Source organism: Streptomyces sp. NPDC012769 (assembly GCF_042901205.1).
Taxonomy (GTDB): Bacteria; Actinomycetota; Actinomycetes; order Streptomycetales; family Streptomycetaceae; genus Streptomyces.
Genome location: NZ_JBIBCP010000003.1, coordinates 34,342 through 50,717 on the forward strand (window position 1 = coordinate 34,342; position 16,376 = coordinate 50,717).

The window sequence follows — 16,376 nt, forward strand, 5'->3', positions numbered from 1 at the left end:
CTCAGCCGCTCGCGGGCCGGGCGGAATCCTCGTACAGCCGGGACAGCAGCGTCAGGGCCTCGCGCAGTCCTCCGGGGTGGGGCATGCCGACGGCGGGCGCACGGCCGGTCCAGCCGGGGCCCGCGAGCACGACCAGGGGCGTCGTACGGGCGCCCCGCAGGCCGAAGGCCGTCGTGGCGACCTGGCGGGCCAGCGCCGGGTGGGCGGTCGAGCGGGACTGCGACCAGAGGACCACGGCGGCCGGACCGGAGCGGCGGACGGCGGCGTCCAGGGCCTCCGGGGGGACGCCGGCGCCGAAGACGCGGGTCGGAAGGCGGCGTTCGGCGAGTGCCGCCGCCAGGGCCTCCAGCGGGAGGGTGTGCTGCTCGGCCGGCGTGCAGGCGAGGAGCACGGGCGGAGCCGTGCCGGCCGGGGGCGCGGCGCCGGGGGCCCGCCGGAGGGCCGTGGACACGTGCCAGGAGAGCAGGTGCTCCACCTCGACGAAACGGTCGCCGGCGGAGGCCCAGGCGCGGCCCACGACATGCAGGGCCGGTGCCATCACCTCCTCCCAGGCGGTCACCGGGCCGTGCGCGGCGACGACCTCCCCGAGGAGGCGCTCCATGGCCGGCCCGTCGAGCCGCGCGGCGGCGCGGGCCAGCCCGCGGGACACCTGACGCAGCCCACCGGGCACCGCGCGCGCCGCCGACCCGGGCGCCGATCCGGCCACCGCACCCGCTGCCGGTCCGGGTTCCGACCCTGCGGCGGGGGCGGGGGCGGGGGCGGGGGCGGGGGCGGGCGCGGGACCGGCCGCCGGTTCCGATGCCGTGGCGGTCCGCTGCCGTACGGGCTCGTCTTCCGGTACGGCCGTCGTACCGGCGGCGGAGCCGAGCCCGGGACCTGGTCCGGGGCCCGGTACGGCCGCGGGGCCTCCTGGCGGGCCCGCTGCGGCGGACCGCTCCCGGAGCGCCGGGTCCGGCGCCGGACCGGTCCTCGCCCCGGCCGCCGCCCAGGCCGTCGTCCCGCCGAGTGCGGGGCCCGGGGAGGCCACCGGCGCTGCGCCGGATCCGTCCCGCTCCGGCTCGCCTTCCGGCACGGTCACCGCAGCGGAGTGCTCCTCCGTCGCCTCGTCGCGCCGGGACGCGAGTGCCGCTCGGGCGGCCTCGGCGGGCGGGACGCCCGAGGCGGTCAGGCGGCACATCTGCTCCAGGACGGCGACGTCCCGTGGCATCCAGCGGCGGTGGCCGCCGTGCGCGCGGGCGGCCGGGCCGATGCCGTAGCGCCGGTCCCAGGAGCGCACCGTGGTCGGCGAGACGCCCAGGTGCCGCGCCACGGCGCCCGTCGTGATGCCGTAGCCGGTCGGGTCAGGGGTCGCACCGGACATGTGGCCACCTTACGACGCACGAACGATGCGCGGCGTGCGCCGTGCGTGCCGTGCGTCAGTCGCCCCGGGTGAGCGCCGCCGCGCACGCCTCCCGGGTCGCCCGGTGCACGGCGCGGGCCAGCCGGGCGCCCCAGAGGGAGCGCGGGCCGGCGAAGGGTTCGGGGGCGGTGTCGCCGGTGCCCGGGCAGGCGACGCAGACCGCGTCGGTGGGGGTGCCGGACGCGTCGGCGCCGAGTTTCACCAGCGCCTGGACCTTGGCCTCGGTGGCCGTGGTGACGGCGTTGACGAGGGCCGCGTCCGTGAGCGGAACCGGGAGCGAGACGATGATGTTGACGGTGCCGGGGCGTGGCGGGCCGACCCGGCCGCCCTCGCCCTCGTCCGGGGCCGCCGCCCAGCCGCGTACCCCGATGCCGGCCGTGACCACGGCCTCGGCACCGCCGTCGGCGGCGAAGCGGCGGTCGGCGACCGGGGCCGCCGTCATCAGGCCCACCCCGGCGCCGTCGAGGCCGGCCCGCGCGGCCAGGTCCCGCAGATGGGCGACCGGGTCGAGGCGGGCGTACCCCGGCGGCACCTGGGCGTTGACCACCCAGCCGCGCTCGCCGATCCCGCCGCCGAGGACGGCGCTCGACACCATGCGGGTGCCGGGGGCCGGCGCCCACACCAGGAGCGGCCAGCGGCGGCCGTCCTCCTCGTGCCCGAGCAGGACGGCGTCGGCCAGCGCCGGTGTGGCGGGAACGGGTTCGGGGACGGGGCCGGTGAGGGCCGTGGGGCCGGGAAGGCCGGCGGGTCCGGCAGGTCGCAGAAGCACCCCGCACCCTAACGCTCCGGCCGCACCGAGCAGTGCGCCGGTCCCGTACCGTCGGCGCCTCGCCCCTCAGTTCGCGGCCCGGTCCCGTACCGTCGTCGTCCACGCGGGCTGCTCCTCGACCACCGGCTCCGGCTCGGCGCGGCGGCCGCCGCGGGTGAAGAAGTCGGCGAGGGGGAGGATCGCGGCGCCGACGGTCACGGCGTCGGGGCCGAGGGTGCCGAGGTCGATGGTGACGCGGGCCGCGGGGTGGCGCAGGGCGTAGCGGTCGGCGTGCCGGCGGACGGTGTCGAGGATGTGCCGGCCGAGCTGGAGGCCGGCCCAGCCGCCGATGAGGATGCGCTCGGGCTGGAAGAGGTTGATGAGGTCGGCGAGGCCGGCGCCGAGGTATTCGGCGGTGTCCTCCAGGACGGAGAGCGCCGCCGGGTCCGGCGCGGTGTCGGGATGGGCCGGGTGCGCGGCTGCCAGCATGGCGGTGAGTGCGGTCTCCTCGTCGGCGTCGGCGGGCGGCCGGCCGCCCGCCTCGCGCCACCGTTCGAGGAGCGCTTCGGCGCCCGCGTAGGCCTCCAGGCAGCCGTGGGATCCGCAGCGGCAGCGACGGCCGTCGACATGGACGGTGAGGTGGCCGAACTCGAGCGCGCGGCCGGGCCCGTGGGGGTCGGTGGCGACGCAGGCGCCGACGCCGGAGCCGAAGAGGACGAAGACGGCGCTCTGGGCGCCGCGTCCGGCGCCGAACCACAGCTCGGCCTGGCCGAGGGTGCGGGCGCCGTTGTCGATCCAGAAGGGCACGCTGGGCGGCAGCCCGACGGTGTCGCGCAGGAGGCGTTCGAGGGGGACGGCGTCCCAGCCGATGGTCTGGCCGTGGACGACGGCGCCCTCGACGGGGGTGTGGGCGACGATGCCGGGGACGCCGACCCCGACGCCGAGGAGCCGGTCCGGAGCGGTGCCGGTGGTACGGAGCACCTCGGCGATGCCGTCGTGGACCTGGGCGACGACGAGGTCGACGTCGTAGCGGCTGGTGCGGGGCCCGGTGGCGGGCAAGGGGCGTTCGGTGCGGGCGAGTTCGGTGAGGGTGAGGTCGAACAGCTCGACCCTGACGCGGGTCTCGCCGACGTCGACGCCGATCATGCAGCCGCTGCCGGGAGTGACCCGCAGCAGCGTACGGGGCCTGCCGCCGGCGGAGTCGACGCTGCCGGCCTCCTCGACGAGGCCCTCGGCGACCAGCTCGGCGACCACGTTGCTGACCGAGCCCGAACTCAGCCCGGTCGCCGGCCCGAGCGAGAGCCGGCTCATCGGCCCGTCGAAGTACAGCCGCCGCAGCACCGCGGCCCGGTTCTCCCGCCGTAGATCACGTACCGTACGGCCACTCGTCGCTCGCACCGTACCCCCAGTTCGTCAGCGTCCGAACTGCAAGATACACCCGGGGAAGGGCGCGACCCGCCCTTCCCTCGATGTTTAAGTCACATCCTGAATTAAGCGGCTCCTCGTCAGACGGCGGCGCCCAGCCAGCGCGTCAGCTCCGTGACGAGCTCGGCCGGGTCCGGCTCCGTCTCCGTCGCGGCCCAGGCCAGATAGCCGTCCGGCCTGCACAGCACCGCGTGCCAGGGCGGCGCGGTGCCGTCGGCGTCCAGGACCCGTACGGTCCGCAGGCGGCCGGCCCAGCGGTCCGGGAGGTCGGCCGGGACGGTCGTCACGTCCGGGGCGAGCAGGAGCAGGGGAGTGGCGTCCTCCAGGAGCTCGGCCGTGGTGCGCGGCCCGTCCTCGGTCTTGAACGTGTGGTTGGGAAGGAAGGCGCCGGTCAGGGGGTCGGTGCCCGGCCGGGGGTAGTGAATGCTCTGGCCGCTGATCTCGCCTGCGGTCGCCGCCCGTGCCTCCGGCACCTCCATCAGGCGCCCGAAGTAGGCGCGCAGCGGCTCCTGTTCGGGGCGCGGGTCCATGAGCGCGGCCTGCGCGCGGGTGTTGGCGACCACGGCCAGCGCCACCGCCCGCCGCTCGTGGGTGTAGGTGTCCAGGAGGTCGGCGGGGGCGTCGCCGCGCGCGACGAGACCGAGCTTCCAGCCCAGGTTGAAGGCGTCCTGGAGGCCGGTGTTGAGGCCCTGGCCGCCCAGCGGGGCGTGGACGTGCGCCGCGTCCCCGGCCAGCAGGACGCGGCCGGGGCCCGGGGAGCGGTAGGTGTCCGCGACCCGGGTGAAGTCGCTGAAGCGCGAGCCGTACGTCAGGTCCCGCATCGGCAGCTCCCGGCCGAGCACGCGGGCGGCGGTCGTGCTCAGCTCCCGGAGCGTCACCGGCTGTCCGCGGTCGGGGAACGGGCGGCTGAAGTCATGGGTCAGCACCCGGCTCGGGCCGCGTGGGTTGACGTTGATCAGCGTCGAGCCCTCGGGGCCGCGCGCCCAGCCGCCGGGCGCGCCGGCCGGGTCGACCAGCCGCACCAGGCCGATCACCCCGCTGAAGGACGGCTCCGTGGTGGTGACCGGGATGCCCGCCTGCTCCCGCACGGTGCTGCGCGCCCCGTCGCAGCCCACGACGTAGTCCGCTTCCAGCGTGCGGGCGGTACCGTCCCCGGTGAGCACCTCGACCTCCACCCGGTCGGGGTGCTCGGTCAGCCGGTGCACGCGCGGGCCCCGGCGTATCTCGGCGCCCAGCGCGCGGGCCCGGGCCTCGAAGGCCTCTTCCAGGGAGGACTGCGGCTGGTCTAGGATCGGCGGCCCTTCGGCCGTGGGGCTGGTGATCGTCAGGAGCGGCAGCCCGGCGAAGTGGAAGCCGGTGCGCTGCCACAGGTCGAGCCGGCCGGGCCGGGGCAGCCGCAGGACGCCCCGGCGCAGCAGGGACTGCACGCTGCGGGCGTGCAGGGTGCCGGCGCGCGGGGTGTCACGGACGCGGTCGTGCTGTTCCAGCACGATCGTGTCGACGTTCTGCAGGGCCAGCTCGCCCGCCAGCAGCAGGCCCACCGGGCCGCCGCCGACGACGAGGACGGTCGTGCGTTCGTTAAGCATGGCGGGCGTCCGGTGTCCTTACGCGTCGGCGTCGAAGCTGGCGAACCAGCCGGCGGCCATGTCCTTGTCGCCGTGGCCGAGCCGGGCGGCCCGCTGGAAGCGGCGGTGGCCGGCCTCGGTGGCGTCGAGCCGGACGCCGACGCGCTCGGCGGCCTCCAGGACGAGCCGGGCGTCCTTCTCGGAGTTGTCGACGGAGAACTGCGGGGTCCAGTCCTGCCCGAGGATCGCGGCGGACTTGCCCTGGAAGAAGCCGCTGTCCATGGGGCCGCCGGAGACGACGTCCACGAAGTGCCGGGGGTCGACGCCGAGCCGGTCGGCGAGCGAGAGGGCCTCGCCCACGCCGTGGGTGAGGGCGCCCACCCAGGTGTTCAGGACCAGCTTGAGACGGCTGGCCGCGCCGCTCGTGCCGTCCTCGCCGACCCAGACGGTCCGCGAGCCGATGGTGTCGAACAGCGGCTGGACGGTGGGGCGCACGCTCTCGGGGGCCGCGGCCAGGACCACGAGCTTGCCCAGTTCGGCCGGCTGGCGCGAGCCCTGGACGGGCGCGTCGACGAAGACGAGTCCGGCCTCGTCGGCGAAGGCGGCGAGCTCGTCGACGACCTCGCCCACGGTGCTGATCTGGACCCAGACGGTGCCCCGTGCCAGCTTCGGGGCGGCCGCCCGGACGGCCTCCAGGACGCGGGGGCCGTCGTTGAGGACGGTGAGGACGACATCGGCGCCGTCCACGGCCTCGGCCGGGCTGTCGGCGACCTGGACGCCGTCGGCGGCGAGCGCCTCGGCCTTGGCGCGGGTGCGGTTCCAGGCGCGGACCGTCAGGCCGGACGCGGCGAGGTTGCGGGCGACGGGGGCGCCGATGATGCCGGTGCCGAGGACTGCGATGACCGGCTGTGCGGAGGTCATGTCCGGACTCCTAGAGGGTGGTTCGGGTGTACGCGTGGGCGGCGCGGCGGGGGAGCGGCGCGGCGGACCGGACGCGTGGGTCGTCCGGGGCGCGCCGCCGAGGGGCCGCGGGTGGTTCGAAAATTTTCGTACCGGTTTACCTTAGGCAGGTCCCGCGGGTGCCCACAACGCGTTCCCGCGGGTATGTCACCTGTCCGACGACGAGAGGCCCCGTGATGCCCGTCGAGCTGTTCCACCCCGCGCTGGAGGCCGTCGAACTCGACGCGGTGTACGCGGCGTTGGCCGACCGGCACCGCCGTGGTGTGGTGGTCCGGCTGGCCCGGACGCCGGACGCCGAGGTCGCCTGCACGACCCTGGACGTGCCGGGCGCCAAGTCCACCCGCTCGTACCACTGGAAGGTGCTCCGCGAGGCGGGACTGATCCTCCAGCGCAGTACGGGGACGGGCATGCTGCTGCGGCTCCGGCCGGAGTTCGAGCAGCGCTTCCCCGGTCTGCTCGGCAATCTGCTCAGCCTGGAGGGCGGTCACGGCGTGCCGGCCTCCTGATGCCGCGCGGCGGGGGCCCGGGCCGCGGTCGGCGCCGGGGTGGTCGCCGGGTCGGGCAGCGGTGCCTTCGGCGTCCCGGGCGCGTCACCCATGGCCACCGCCCGCCGGTGCAGCAGTCCCGACACCAGCGCCGTGCCGAGACCGGCGACCGCGAGCAGCGCCCCGGACCAGACGGGCGCCGTGTAGCCGAGGCCCGCGCCGATCACGCTGCCGCCGACCCAGGGGCCGATCGTGTTGCCCAGGTTGAAGGCCGAGGTGTTGGTGGTGGCGGCGAGCGTCGGCGCGCTGCCGGCCTCGCGCATCACCTGCGCCTGGAGCGCCGGGTTGATGGAGAAGGCGGCCAGACCGAAGGCCAGGACCGCCACCACCGTGGCCGCCCTGCTGTGGGCGGTCACCGTCAGCAGGGCCAGCACCAGCGCCATCGCGCCGATCCCCACGTACAGGTTGAGCAGCGGACGGCGGTCGGCGAACCGGCCGCCGACGACGCTGCCCGCGAAGCAGCCCACGCCGAACTGGGTCAGCAGCACCGGCACCGCCGACTCGGAGAAGCCGCCGACGTCGGTGAAGAGCTTGGACAGATAACTGAAGCAGCAGAAGATCGCCGCCTGGGTGAGCATCGAGGTAGAAAGCGCCACCCACACCCGGGGGTTGCGGAAGGCGGAGAGCTCCGCTCGCACTCCGGCGTACGGGCCGTTCGGCCGGCGCGGCACCAGGAAGAGGACGCCGAGCAGGGCGAGCACCGCCAGCGCGTCCACCGCCCAGAAGCTGGCCCGCCAGCCGGCGTGCTGGCTGAGGAACGTGCCGGCCGGGACGCCGAGGACATTGGCCACGGTCAGCCCGGCGAACATGATGGCCAGCGCGCGGCCGCGGCGCTCGGGGCCCGCGAGCTCGACGGCCACCACGGACCCGATGCCGAAGAACGCGCCCTGGGCGAGCGCGGCGATGACCCGGCCGGCCATCAGCACGCCGTAACCCGGGGCGAGCGCGCCCATGGTCTGGCCGAGCACGAACAGGAGCAGCAGACCGACCAGCGAGGCCTTGCGGTTGACGCGGAGGGTCGCGACGGTGAGGGCCGGGCCGCCGATGACCACGCCCAGGGCGTAGCCGGAGATCAGCCAGCCCACGGCGGGCACCGAGACCGAGAGGTCCCGGGAGAGTTCGGGCAGCAGCCCGGAGATCATGAACTCGGTGGTCCCGATGCAGAAGACGCTCAGGCCGAGCACATAGACGGCGACGGGCATCGCCGCTCCTCCTTCGGTCTTGGCCAGATTTTGAATCATCGTTCCAGAACAAGCGCGAAAGAAAGGCCGACCAGGGGTCGGCCGTGGGGGAGGGGTCAGGGAGCGGGCGGCAGGATCTGGTCCACGAGGGAGGTCAGGGTCGCGCGGTCGCTCACCTTGCCGAGCACCCTCAGCCCGTACATCGAGTTGAGCAGATAGACCGCGAGCGCCTGGGGTTCCTGGTTCCGTGCCATCGAGCCGTCGCGCTGCCCCTGCTCGATGCTGACACGCAGTGCCGTCTGCATCCGGGTGAAGGTGTTGCGCACATGCTCCGTGATCTCCGGATCCTGGCCGGCCATCTCCATCGCGGTGTTCACGACGAGACAGCCGCGGTGCTCGGGCGACTCCGCCGTCTCCTCGTCGACGACGCTCATCAGGACCGTGCGGATCCGGTCGCGGGCCGGCCCGTCGCCCTCCTCGAGCAGACTCACCAGTCGGCTGGTCCACTCGGAGTCGTACCGCTGGAGCGCCGCCTCGAACAGGCCGCGCTTGCTGTTGAAGGTGTTGTAGAGGCTGCCGCGGCCGAGGCCCGTGCTGTCCACGAGGTCCTGGGCCGACGTTCCGGCGTACCCCTTGTCCCAGAACGTGGCCATCGCCGCGTCCAGTGCGTGGTTGAGGTCGAAGCTCCGGGGGCGAGGTGACATGCCGCCAGGTTAGCAGTTCTGGAACGATTGTTAAAATTCCATGGCGCGGCGTGACGACCTGCGGGAAGGTGTGATTACCTCAGGTCGTCGACGCGGCACCGAGTGCCCCGGACGCTGCACCGGGGACTCGTGTACGTCTGTCCGGCACGGGAGACCGACCACTTCCCCGTCGCCGGGGCCGCGAAGACCCGGTCCGCCCGCCAGAAACGGGTGGACACGGGGGAGAGCCCTGTCCGTCAGGGCACCAACATCGTTTTCATGGGGGAATCACCTTGGCACCCGTTCAGTCCGTTGCGCCCATTTACGGCTTACGCCTGGAAAACGGGGCTTGCCTGCCCGGCCTGCTGGAACAGCAGGCCGTGGCGCGGCCCGAGGCCGTCGCGGTCGTCTCCGACGACCGCAGCCTCACCTACCGGGAGCTCGCCGACTCCAGCGGCCGACTGGCCGTGCACCTGTCCGACCTGGGCGTTTCGGTCGACGCATGCGTCGGCCTCTACACCGAACCGTCGCTGGACCTGATGATCGGGGCGTGGGGAATCCTGTTCGCCGGGGCCGCGTATCTGCCGCTGTCCCCGGAGTACCCCGAGGACCGGCTCCGCTACATGATCGAGAACAGCCGCACCGAGGTCGTCGTGACCCAGGAGCACCTGCGGGACCGGCTGGCCGCGCTCGCCCCGGCCAGCACCCGGATCGTCACGCTCGCTGACGTCCCCGACGCCTCCCTCGACGGCGTGCCGCACTGCGGCGTCGGAAGCGCCGCGGCCACCGTCGAGGCCCCGCCCGAACAGGACCTCGCCCACCGGCAGATGGGCCCGCGGCCGGACTCCCTGGCGTACGTCATCTACACCTCGGGCAGCACCGGCAAGCCCAAGGGCGTGATGATCGAGCACCGGAGCATCGTGTCCCAGCTGCGCTGGATGCACTCCTTCGGCCACCTCGGCAGCCATGTCACCGTCCTGCAGAAGACCCCGATGAGCTTCGACGCGGCGCAGTGGGAGATCCTCGCCCCCGCCGCCGGAGCGAAGGTCGTCGTCGGCGCGCCCGGCATCTACCGTGACCCCGAGGCGCTCGTCGCCGCCGTCAGGCGCCACCAGGTCACCACCCTGCAGGGCGTACCCACCCTGCTCCAGGCCCTGGTGGACCTCGACGAGTTCCGCGCCTGCACCTCCCTGCGCCGGGTGTTCTCCGGCGGCGAGGCGCTGTCGCAGCGGCTCGCCCGGTCGCTGCTGACCGAGCTGCCGTGGATCTCGCTGGTCAACCTGTACGGCCCCACCGAGACCACCATCAACGCCACCGCGTGCCTGGTGGACCCGGACTCGCTCGTGGACGGCGCGGGCTCCGTGCCGATCGGCGTGCCGGTCGACAACACCCCGTGCTTCATCCTCGACGAGGAGCTCCGGCCGGTCGACATCGGCACCACCGGAGAGCTCTACATCGGCGGTGTGCAGCTGGCCCGCGGCTATCTGCACCGCGACGACCTGACAGAGGAACGATTCATCCCGTCGCCGTTCGTCCCGACCGAGCGGCTCTACAAGACCGGTGACCTCGCCTACTGGAACGAGGACGGCACCATCACCTGCGTCGGCCGCGCCGACAACCAGGTGAAGCTGCGCGGCTACCGCGTCGAGCTGGACGAGATCTCCCTCGCCATCGAGGAGCACGCCTGGGTCCGCCGCGCCGCCGCCGTCGTCACCGACGACCCGCGCACCGGCTTCCAGAACCTGGTGGCCTGCATCGAGCTCAACCCGCGCGAGGCGGCCCTGATGGACCAGGGCAACCACGGCGGCCACCACCAGTCCAAGGCCAGCAAGCTCCAGGTCAAGGCGCAGCTGTCCGACCCGGGTCTGCGCGACCCGGAGGAGCTGGCCGGCCGGCCGGTCCTCGAACTGCCCGGCAAGGAGGGCACCCGGCGGCAGCGCCGGGAGACCTTCGCCCGCAAGACCTACCGCTTCTACGACGGCGGCGAGGTCACCCGGGAGGACATCCGGCAGCTGCTCGCGCCGCCGCCGGTCGCTTCGCTCTCGCGCGGGCTCGACGAACTCGACATCGACCAGCTGGGCGAGGTCCTGCGCTGGTTCGGACAGTTCCGCAGCGACGAGCGACTCCTGCCGAAGTACTCCTACGCGTCGCCGGGCGCGCTGTACGCCACCCAGATGTACCTGGAGATCAGCGGCGTCGCCGGTGTGGAGCCGGGCGTCCACTACCACCACCCCGTGGACCACACCCTGGTGCGGATCGCCGGCACCGAGATGACGGGCCCCGCCCTGCGGGTGCACTTCGTCGGCAAGAAGCGGGCCATCGAGCCGGTCTACGCCAACAACATCCAGGAGGTCCTGGAGTTCGAGACCGGCCACATGCTCGGCGTCTTCGAGGAGGTGCTGCCGGAGTACGGACTCACCATCCGCCCCGCCGGCTTCACCCCCGCCGTCAAGGACCGCCTCGACGTCGTCGACGAGGACTACTACCTCGGCACCTTCGAGGTGTACCCGAACGACGGCGAGCCCCGCCAGGACCCGACCGAGATCTACGTCCAGGCGCACCCCGGCCGGATCGCGGACCTGCCGGCCGGCCTCTACCGCCACCACGAGGGCGCCTTCGAGCGCGTCTCGGACGAGCTGATCCAGCGCCGGCACGTCATCGCCATCAACCAGGCGGTGTACGACCGGGCCTCCTTCGGCATCACCGCGATCAGCCGCGCCGAGGAGCCCTGGCTCGAGTACGTCGCGATGGGCGCCAAGCTGCACCGGCTCCAGCGCAACGGGCTCTCCCTCGGCTTCATGTCCTCCGGCTACAGCTCCAAGTCGGGCAACCCGCTGCCCGCCGCGCGACGGATCGACGAGATCCTCGACTCCCTCGGGATCGGGACCGGCCCGTCGTACTTCTTCGTCGGCGGCCGGGTCAGCGAGGAGCAGCTCCTCAGCGAGGGCATGAACGAGGACGCCGTCCACACCAGAGGCCCGGCCGAGATCATCAAGGACGAGCTGGCCGGCTTCCTGCCCGACTACATGATCCCCAACAGGGTCCTGGTCATGAACGACCTGCCTCTGACCGCCAACGGCAAGGTCGACGTCAAGACCCTCGCCGCGAGCGAGCAGGTGCGCTCCGCGGGCAGCGGCGCCCCCTACGTCGCCCCGGCGACCGCCCACGAGCGGTGGCTCGCCGACGTCTGGGGCACGGCACTGAAGTACGAGGACGTGTCCACCGAGGACGACTTCTTCGCGGCCGGCGGCAACTCGCTGACCGCGGTCGCCCTGGTCAACCGGATCAACCGGGAGTTCGGCACCGAACTGCCCCTCCAGGTCGTCTTCGAGGCACCCCGGCTGCGCGATCTGGCCGCCCGCATCGCGGACGGCTCCGACGCGCCCGTCTCGCGCCTGGTCCGGCTGCACGACGACACCCCGAAGGGCGCCGAGGGCGTCACCACCCCGGTGTTCTGCTGGCCCGGCCTCGGCGGCTACCCGATGAACCTGCGGCTGCTCGGACGCGAGTCCGGCCTCGGCCGGCCGTTCTACGGGATCCAGGCGCACGGCATCAACGAGGGCGAACAGCCCTACCCGACCGTCCAGGAGATGGCGGCGGCCGACGTCGCGGAGATCCGGCGGATCCAGCCCGAGGGCCCGTACCTCCTGTGGGGCTACTCCTTCGGCGCCCGCGTCGCCTTCGAGGCGGCCTGGCAGCTGGAGCAGGCCGGCGAGAAGGTGGAGCAGCTGCTGCTGCTGTGCCCCGGCAACCCCAAGGTCCGGGCCGCCGAGGCCGACCGCCACGGCCGGGAGGCCTCGTACACCAACCCCGCGTACGTCACCATCCTCTACTCGGTCTTCGCCGGCTCGATCAGCGGCCCCGAGGTCGAGGAGTGCCTGGCGGTCACCCGCGACGAGGACAGCTTCGTCGCCTTCGTCCACGACCGAATACCCGCCCTGGACGAGCGGCTGATCCGCCGGATCACCCGCATCGTCGGCGAGACGTACGAATTCGAGTACAACTTCCGCGAACTGACCGAGCGTCAGCTGAGCACGCCGGTGACCGTCTTCAAGGCGACCGGCGACGACTACTCCTTCATCGAGGGCAGCTCCGGCTACTCCGCCGCTCCCGCCGCGGTCGTCGACCTGGAGGGCGACCACTACGGCGTCCTGAAGGAGCGCGGCATCGCCGAACTGGTGGCCGCCATCCGGGCCCGGCTCGCCGCCTAGCCCGCGCCACGCCGCCGCCCGGCCGCCGGCCGGAGCACCCTTCCGCATCACCCTCTCGAATCACCATTTCGAACCACCGGACCTGGAGTCCCCTCGTGCCGCACGTGGACATTTCGTACTACAACCGGGAATTCACCGACGAGCAGAAGGACCGCCTGGCCAAGGCCCTGTCCGACGTCGTCGTCGAGCACTTCTCGACCTACGACGGAGCCGTCTCCATCTCCCTGCACCCCGTGGACCAGAAGGACTGGCAGGACCAGGTCTTCGAGCCCCGGATCACCGGTCGCGCCGACCGGCTGATCAAGGCGCCCGACTACCGGTCCGCGTGACCGCCCGGTCCGCCGTCCCGGTCCACCACCCGCACACCTGAGAGGTACCCGCAATGACCGACTCCCTCGGCCCCCGACTCAAGGTCGGCGTCGTCGTCCCCTCGACCAACACCTCGGCCCAGCCCGAGCTGGAGGCCCTGCGCCCCCACCAGGTCACCAACCACGTAGGCCGCATGGTCATCGGCGACGACTCGATGGTCGACGAGCCCGGCTTCGACCACGTGATGCACAGCATCCGCAACTCCACCCACCCGGCGATCAAGAGCGTCGTCAGCTGCAACCCCGACACCGTGATCATCGGCGTCTCCCCGGAGAGCTACTGGGACGGCCCCGAGTCCCACGAGCGGGTCCTCGCCTCGATGCGCGAGGCCGCGGGCGGCCTGCCCGTCATCATGAGCCCCGACGCGATCAAGGCCGCGCTCGGCGCCTACGGCGCCCGCCGGATCGCCGTCATCACGCCGTACCTTCCGGTCGGCGACGACTCCGTCAGCCGCTTCTTCAAGGACAGCGGCTACGACGTCGTCCGCATCCAGGGCCTCGGCATGCCCAGCCCCGCGAAGATCTCGCACGTCTCGCAGAGCGAACTGCGCGACGTCATCAAGGAGATCGACGGCCCCGACATCGAGGCCATCGTCCAGGTCGGCACCAACGTCGCCATGTCGCACGTCGCGGCGGTCGCCGAGTTCTGGATCGGCAAGCCCGTGATCTCCAACAACACCGTCCTGTACTGGCACGCACTGCGCCAGAACGGCATCCAGGACCGCGTCCACGGCCACGGCTCGCTGCTCTCCGAGCACTGACCCACGGCCGGCCCCAGGGCGGTGCGGCGCCCTTCCGCCGCACCGCCCCTCCCTCCGGCCGATGCCCCGACCCTGACCGACCCCTTCCGACCTGTCCGACCCCGACCGTCCCCTGTCTGACCGATGGCCGCGGCCCGTCCCGAGCGGCGGACCGCGACAAACTGGAGAATTCCCGTGACCAGCACTGGCAGTAGCGAAGCGACCGCAACCGCACTGCGCCCCCACGAGGCGCCGTCCGAGGAACGGCTCCCCATCCTCAAACTCCTCGCGTTCACCGCCGCGGGCTTCCTCGCGATCATGACCGAGACGATGCCCGCGGGCCTGCTCCCGCAGATCGGGCGCGGCCTCGACGTGTCCGAAGGACTGGCGGGCCAGCTCGTCACCCTGTACGCCATCGGATCCGTCGTCGCCGCCATCCCGGTGATCGCCGCCACCCGCAGCGTGCGGCGCCGGCCGCTGCTGCTGGCCGCCGTCGGCGGACTGTTCGTCTTCAACACCGTGACCGCCCTGTCCACCAACTACGGCGTCACGCTCGGCGCCCGCTTCATCGCCGGCATGGCCTCCGGCGTGATCTGGGGCCTGCTCGCCGGCTACGCCCGCCGGCTGGTGCCCGAGCACCTGCAGGGCCGCGCCCTCGCCGTCGTCGGCGTCGGCCAGCCCATCGCGCTGACCGCCGGCGTGCCGCTCGGCACCTACCTGGGGTCGATCACCAGCTGGCAGGGCGTCTTCTGGATCATGTCCGCCGTCGCCCTCACCCTGATGATCTGGGTGCGCGCCCTGGTGCCGGACTTCGCCGGCCAGGCCGCCGAACAGCGCCAGCCCATCCGCGAGATCTTCGTGACGCCCGGCATCCGCCCCATCCTCGCGGTGATCTTCCTCTGGATCCTGGCCCACAACATCCTCTACACCTACATCTCGCCCTTCATGAGCAAGGCGGGCCTCGGTGAGCGCGTCGACGTGATGCTGCTGGTCTTCGGCGCCACCGCGATCGTCGGCATCTGGCTCACCGGCATGTTCGTCGACCGCAAGCTGCGCTTCCTGACCCTGGTCAGCCTCGCCGGCTTCGCCGCGGCCTCGCTGGTCCTCGGCATCGGCTACGACTCGCCGGTCGCCGTGATCGCCGGCGTGGTCGCCTGGGGCCTGACCTTCGGCGGCGCCCCCACCCTGCTCCAGACCGCCATCGCCGACGCGGCGGGTGACGGTGCCGACGTCGCCCAGTCGATGCTGGTCACCATCTTCAACCTGGCCGTCGCGGGCGGCGGCGTGGTGGGCGGTCTCCTCCTGGAGTCCTCCGGCGCCACGTCGTTCCCGTGGGTGCTGCTCGCGCTGGCCGTCCTGGCCTTCGCGATCGTCGGCACGGCCAAGGCCGGCTTCAAGCCCGGCCGCCGCGGCGCCGCCTGACCGGCGGATCGCACGGCCCGTACGTCCGGATGCCCGGCCCCGACATGGAGGGGGCCGGGCCTCCGGCATGCCCGGCGGTCCGGCATACACGACAGTCATGTTTCGTTGCCCGTGTTTTCGTACCGGACGCGGGCTCGGTACGAGACGATGTCGCTCCCCCTGTCCCCGACCTCGGAGCGTACGATGCAGCCGCTGACGCGTCCGCGCATCGTGGCGGCGGGACTGCGTCTGCTGGAGCGCGAGGGCGCGGCCGGCCTCAGCATGCGCAAGCTCGCCGGCGAACTCGGCAAGGCCCCCGCGGCCGTCTACAAACACGTCAGCGACAAACGCGAGCTGATGTCCCTGCTGTTCGACGAGGTGTCCCGGCGGATCGAGCTGCCGGACCCCGGGGACGACCCCCGCGCGGCGATCGTGGAGGCGGCGCAGAGCGCGCACCAGGTCCTGGAGGAGCACGGCTGGATCGCCGCCGAAATGCTCGACGGGCGGCTGCTCGGCGCCACCTCGATGCGGCTCTCCGAGTTCATCCTGGACACCCTGGTCCAGAGCGGGATGAGCGACGAGCGGGCCGCGCGGCTGCACGTGGCCATCTGGGAGTACCTGGTGGGACACCTGGTCGCCGCCCGCGCCGGGGCGCCGGGCCTGGCCCCGTGCCCGGCGGCGAACGAGGACGGCACGGAGGACTATCCGACCGTACGGCGGGTCGCCCCGCTCCTGGCCGGGATGAGCGACCAGGAGCGGTTCGCCGCCGGCCTGCGGGTCCTGCTCGACGGGGCGTTCGCGGAGGCGCTCGCCGCGGGGGAGCCGGCGGGGCGGCAGGACGCGCCGGGCCGGCGGGAGGGGCGCGTACCGCGGGACGCGCGCGCAGCCCACGGGTCGTAGGCGGTGCGAACACGGCGGGGCCCGCCCGGGCGGCGCGGCGGCGGGCTCCGCACGGCGGCAGGCCTCGCACGGCCGGGCGTCGCATGGCGGCAGGGCTCGCACGGCCGGGCGTCGCATGGCGGCAGGGCTCGCACGGCCGGGCGTCGCCACGGCGGCAGGCTCCGCACGGGCGGCGGCCTCGGCACGGTGGTGGGTCCCCCATAGTGGCGGGCTCCGCACGGCGGTGGGTCCCCCCACAGCGGGGGCCCCG

Annotated in this window: 13 protein-coding genes; 6 read left to right on the forward strand and 7 right to left on the reverse strand. The window is 73.4% G+C overall.

What is annotated here, in order from left to right:
- Position 1: 1 nt before the first annotated feature.
- The 5 genes from ACFY7C_RS15520 to ACFY7C_RS15540 form a co-directional block, all read right to left on the reverse strand.
- On the reverse strand, positions 2 to 1,360 hold the full coding sequence (locus ACFY7C_RS15520; RefSeq protein ID WP_389649646.1) for a MerR family transcriptional regulator: 1,359 nt from the start codon (positions 1,358 to 1,360) through the stop codon (positions 2 to 4).
- 55 nt (positions 1,361 to 1,415) lie between these two features.
- Positions 1,416 to 2,078 carry an adenosylcobinamide amidohydrolase gene (locus ACFY7C_RS15525; RefSeq protein WP_389652654.1) on the reverse strand — a complete coding sequence of 221 codons (663 nt, stop codon included), beginning with the start codon at positions 2,076 to 2,078 and terminating at the stop codon, positions 1,416 to 1,418.
- A gap of 156 nt (positions 2,079 to 2,234) precedes the next feature.
- Positions 2,235 to 3,545 (reverse strand): ROK family protein, encoded by a 1,311-nt coding sequence (locus ACFY7C_RS15530; protein ID WP_389649649.1) that lies wholly within the window; start codon positions 3,543 to 3,545, stop codon positions 2,235 to 2,237.
- A gap of 107 nt (positions 3,546 to 3,652) precedes the next feature.
- Positions 3,653 to 5,158: an FAD-dependent monooxygenase gene (locus ACFY7C_RS15535; RefSeq protein ID WP_389649652.1), complete on the reverse strand. Its 1,506-nt coding sequence runs from the start codon at positions 5,156 to 5,158 to the stop codon at positions 3,653 to 3,655.
- Positions 5,159 to 5,176: 18 nt separating this feature from the next.
- Positions 5,177 to 6,058 carry an NAD(P)-dependent oxidoreductase gene (locus ACFY7C_RS15540; protein WP_389649655.1) on the reverse strand — a complete coding sequence of 294 codons (882 nt, stop codon included), beginning with the start codon at positions 6,056 to 6,058 and terminating at the stop codon, positions 5,177 to 5,179.
- A 215-nt stretch (positions 6,059 to 6,273) separates the two neighbouring features.
- On the opposite strand from ACFY7C_RS15540, the gene ACFY7C_RS15545 reads away from it, so the two are divergent.
- Complete coding sequence (locus ACFY7C_RS15545) at positions 6,274 to 6,603, forward strand: ArsR/SmtB family transcription factor (protein WP_389649658.1); 330 nt, start codon at positions 6,274 to 6,276, stop codon at positions 6,601 to 6,603.
- Here ACFY7C_RS15545 and ACFY7C_RS15550 read toward each other — a convergent pair.
- Both ACFY7C_RS15550 and ACFY7C_RS15555 read right to left on the reverse strand, forming a co-directional pair.
- Positions 6,582 to 7,844 carry a Cmx/CmrA family chloramphenicol efflux MFS transporter gene (locus tag ACFY7C_RS15550; RefSeq protein ID WP_389649661.1) on the reverse strand — a complete coding sequence of 421 codons (1,263 nt, stop codon included), beginning with the start codon at positions 7,842 to 7,844 and terminating at the stop codon, positions 6,582 to 6,584. The two genes, ACFY7C_RS15545 and ACFY7C_RS15550, sit on opposite strands and share 22 nt — an antisense overlap.
- Positions 7,845 to 7,939: 95 nt before the next feature.
- Complete coding sequence (locus ACFY7C_RS15555) at positions 7,940 to 8,527, reverse strand: TetR/AcrR family transcriptional regulator (protein WP_389649664.1); 588 nt, start codon at positions 8,525 to 8,527, stop codon at positions 7,940 to 7,942.
- 299 nt (positions 8,528 to 8,826) lie between these two features.
- On the opposite strand from ACFY7C_RS15555, the gene ACFY7C_RS15560 reads away from it, so the two are divergent.
- The 5 genes from ACFY7C_RS15560 (at position 8,827) to ACFY7C_RS15580 (ending at position 16,126) form a co-directional block, all read left to right on the forward strand.
- On the forward strand, positions 8,827 to 12,717 hold the full coding sequence (locus tag ACFY7C_RS15560; RefSeq protein WP_389652657.1) for an amino acid adenylation domain-containing protein: 3,891 nt from the start codon (positions 8,827 to 8,829) through the stop codon (positions 12,715 to 12,717).
- 95 nt (positions 12,718 to 12,812) lie between these two features.
- The gene (locus ACFY7C_RS15565; protein ID WP_389649667.1) at positions 12,813 to 13,046 is read left to right on the forward strand and encodes a tautomerase family protein; all 234 of its coding nucleotides are present in this window, start codon (positions 12,813 to 12,815) and stop codon (positions 13,044 to 13,046) included.
- Between the two features lie 53 nt (positions 13,047 to 13,099).
- Positions 13,100 to 13,846 carry an arylmalonate decarboxylase gene (locus ACFY7C_RS15570; protein ID WP_389649669.1) on the forward strand — a complete coding sequence of 249 codons (747 nt, stop codon included), beginning with the start codon at positions 13,100 to 13,102 and terminating at the stop codon, positions 13,844 to 13,846.
- A 174-nt stretch (positions 13,847 to 14,020) separates the two neighbouring features.
- The gene (locus ACFY7C_RS15575) at positions 14,021 to 15,247 is read left to right on the forward strand and encodes an MFS transporter (RefSeq protein WP_389649672.1); all 1,227 of its coding nucleotides are present in this window, start codon (positions 14,021 to 14,023) and stop codon (positions 15,245 to 15,247) included.
- Positions 15,248 to 15,430: 183 nt separating this feature from the next.
- The gene (locus ACFY7C_RS15580; protein WP_389649675.1) at positions 15,431 to 16,126 is read left to right on the forward strand and encodes a TetR/AcrR family transcriptional regulator; all 696 of its coding nucleotides are present in this window, start codon (positions 15,431 to 15,433) and stop codon (positions 16,124 to 16,126) included.
- The last annotated feature ends 250 nt before the right edge of the window (positions 16,127 to 16,376 follow it).

Excerpts from the sequence above, each read along its gene's own strand:
- ACFY7C_RS15550 (WP_389649661.1), bottom strand. The coding sequence starts at position 7,844 with ATGCCCGTCGCCGTCTATGTGCTCGGCCTGAGCGTCTTCTGCATCGGG.
- ACFY7C_RS15555 (WP_389649664.1), bottom strand. The coding sequence starts at position 8,527 with ATGTCACCTCGCCCCCGGAGCTTCGACCTCAACCACGCACTGGACGCG.
- ACFY7C_RS15520 (WP_389649646.1), bottom strand. The coding sequence starts at position 1,360 with ATGTCCGGTGCGACCCCTGACCCGACCGGCTACGGCATCACGACGGGC.
- ACFY7C_RS15535 (WP_389649652.1), bottom strand. The coding sequence starts at position 5,158 with ATGCTTAACGAACGCACGACCGTCCTCGTCGTCGGCGGCGGCCCGGTG.
- ACFY7C_RS15545 (WP_389649658.1), top strand. The coding sequence starts at position 6,274 with ATGCCCGTCGAGCTGTTCCACCCCGCGCTGGAGGCCGTCGAACTCGAC.
- ACFY7C_RS15540 (WP_389649655.1), bottom strand. The coding sequence starts at position 6,058 with ATGACCTCCGCACAGCCGGTCATCGCAGTCCTCGGCACCGGCATCATC.
- ACFY7C_RS15570 (WP_389649669.1), top strand. The coding sequence starts at position 13,100 with ATGACCGACTCCCTCGGCCCCCGACTCAAGGTCGGCGTCGTCGTCCCC.
- ACFY7C_RS15580 (WP_389649675.1), top strand. The coding sequence starts at position 15,431 with ATGCAGCCGCTGACGCGTCCGCGCATCGTGGCGGCGGGACTGCGTCTG.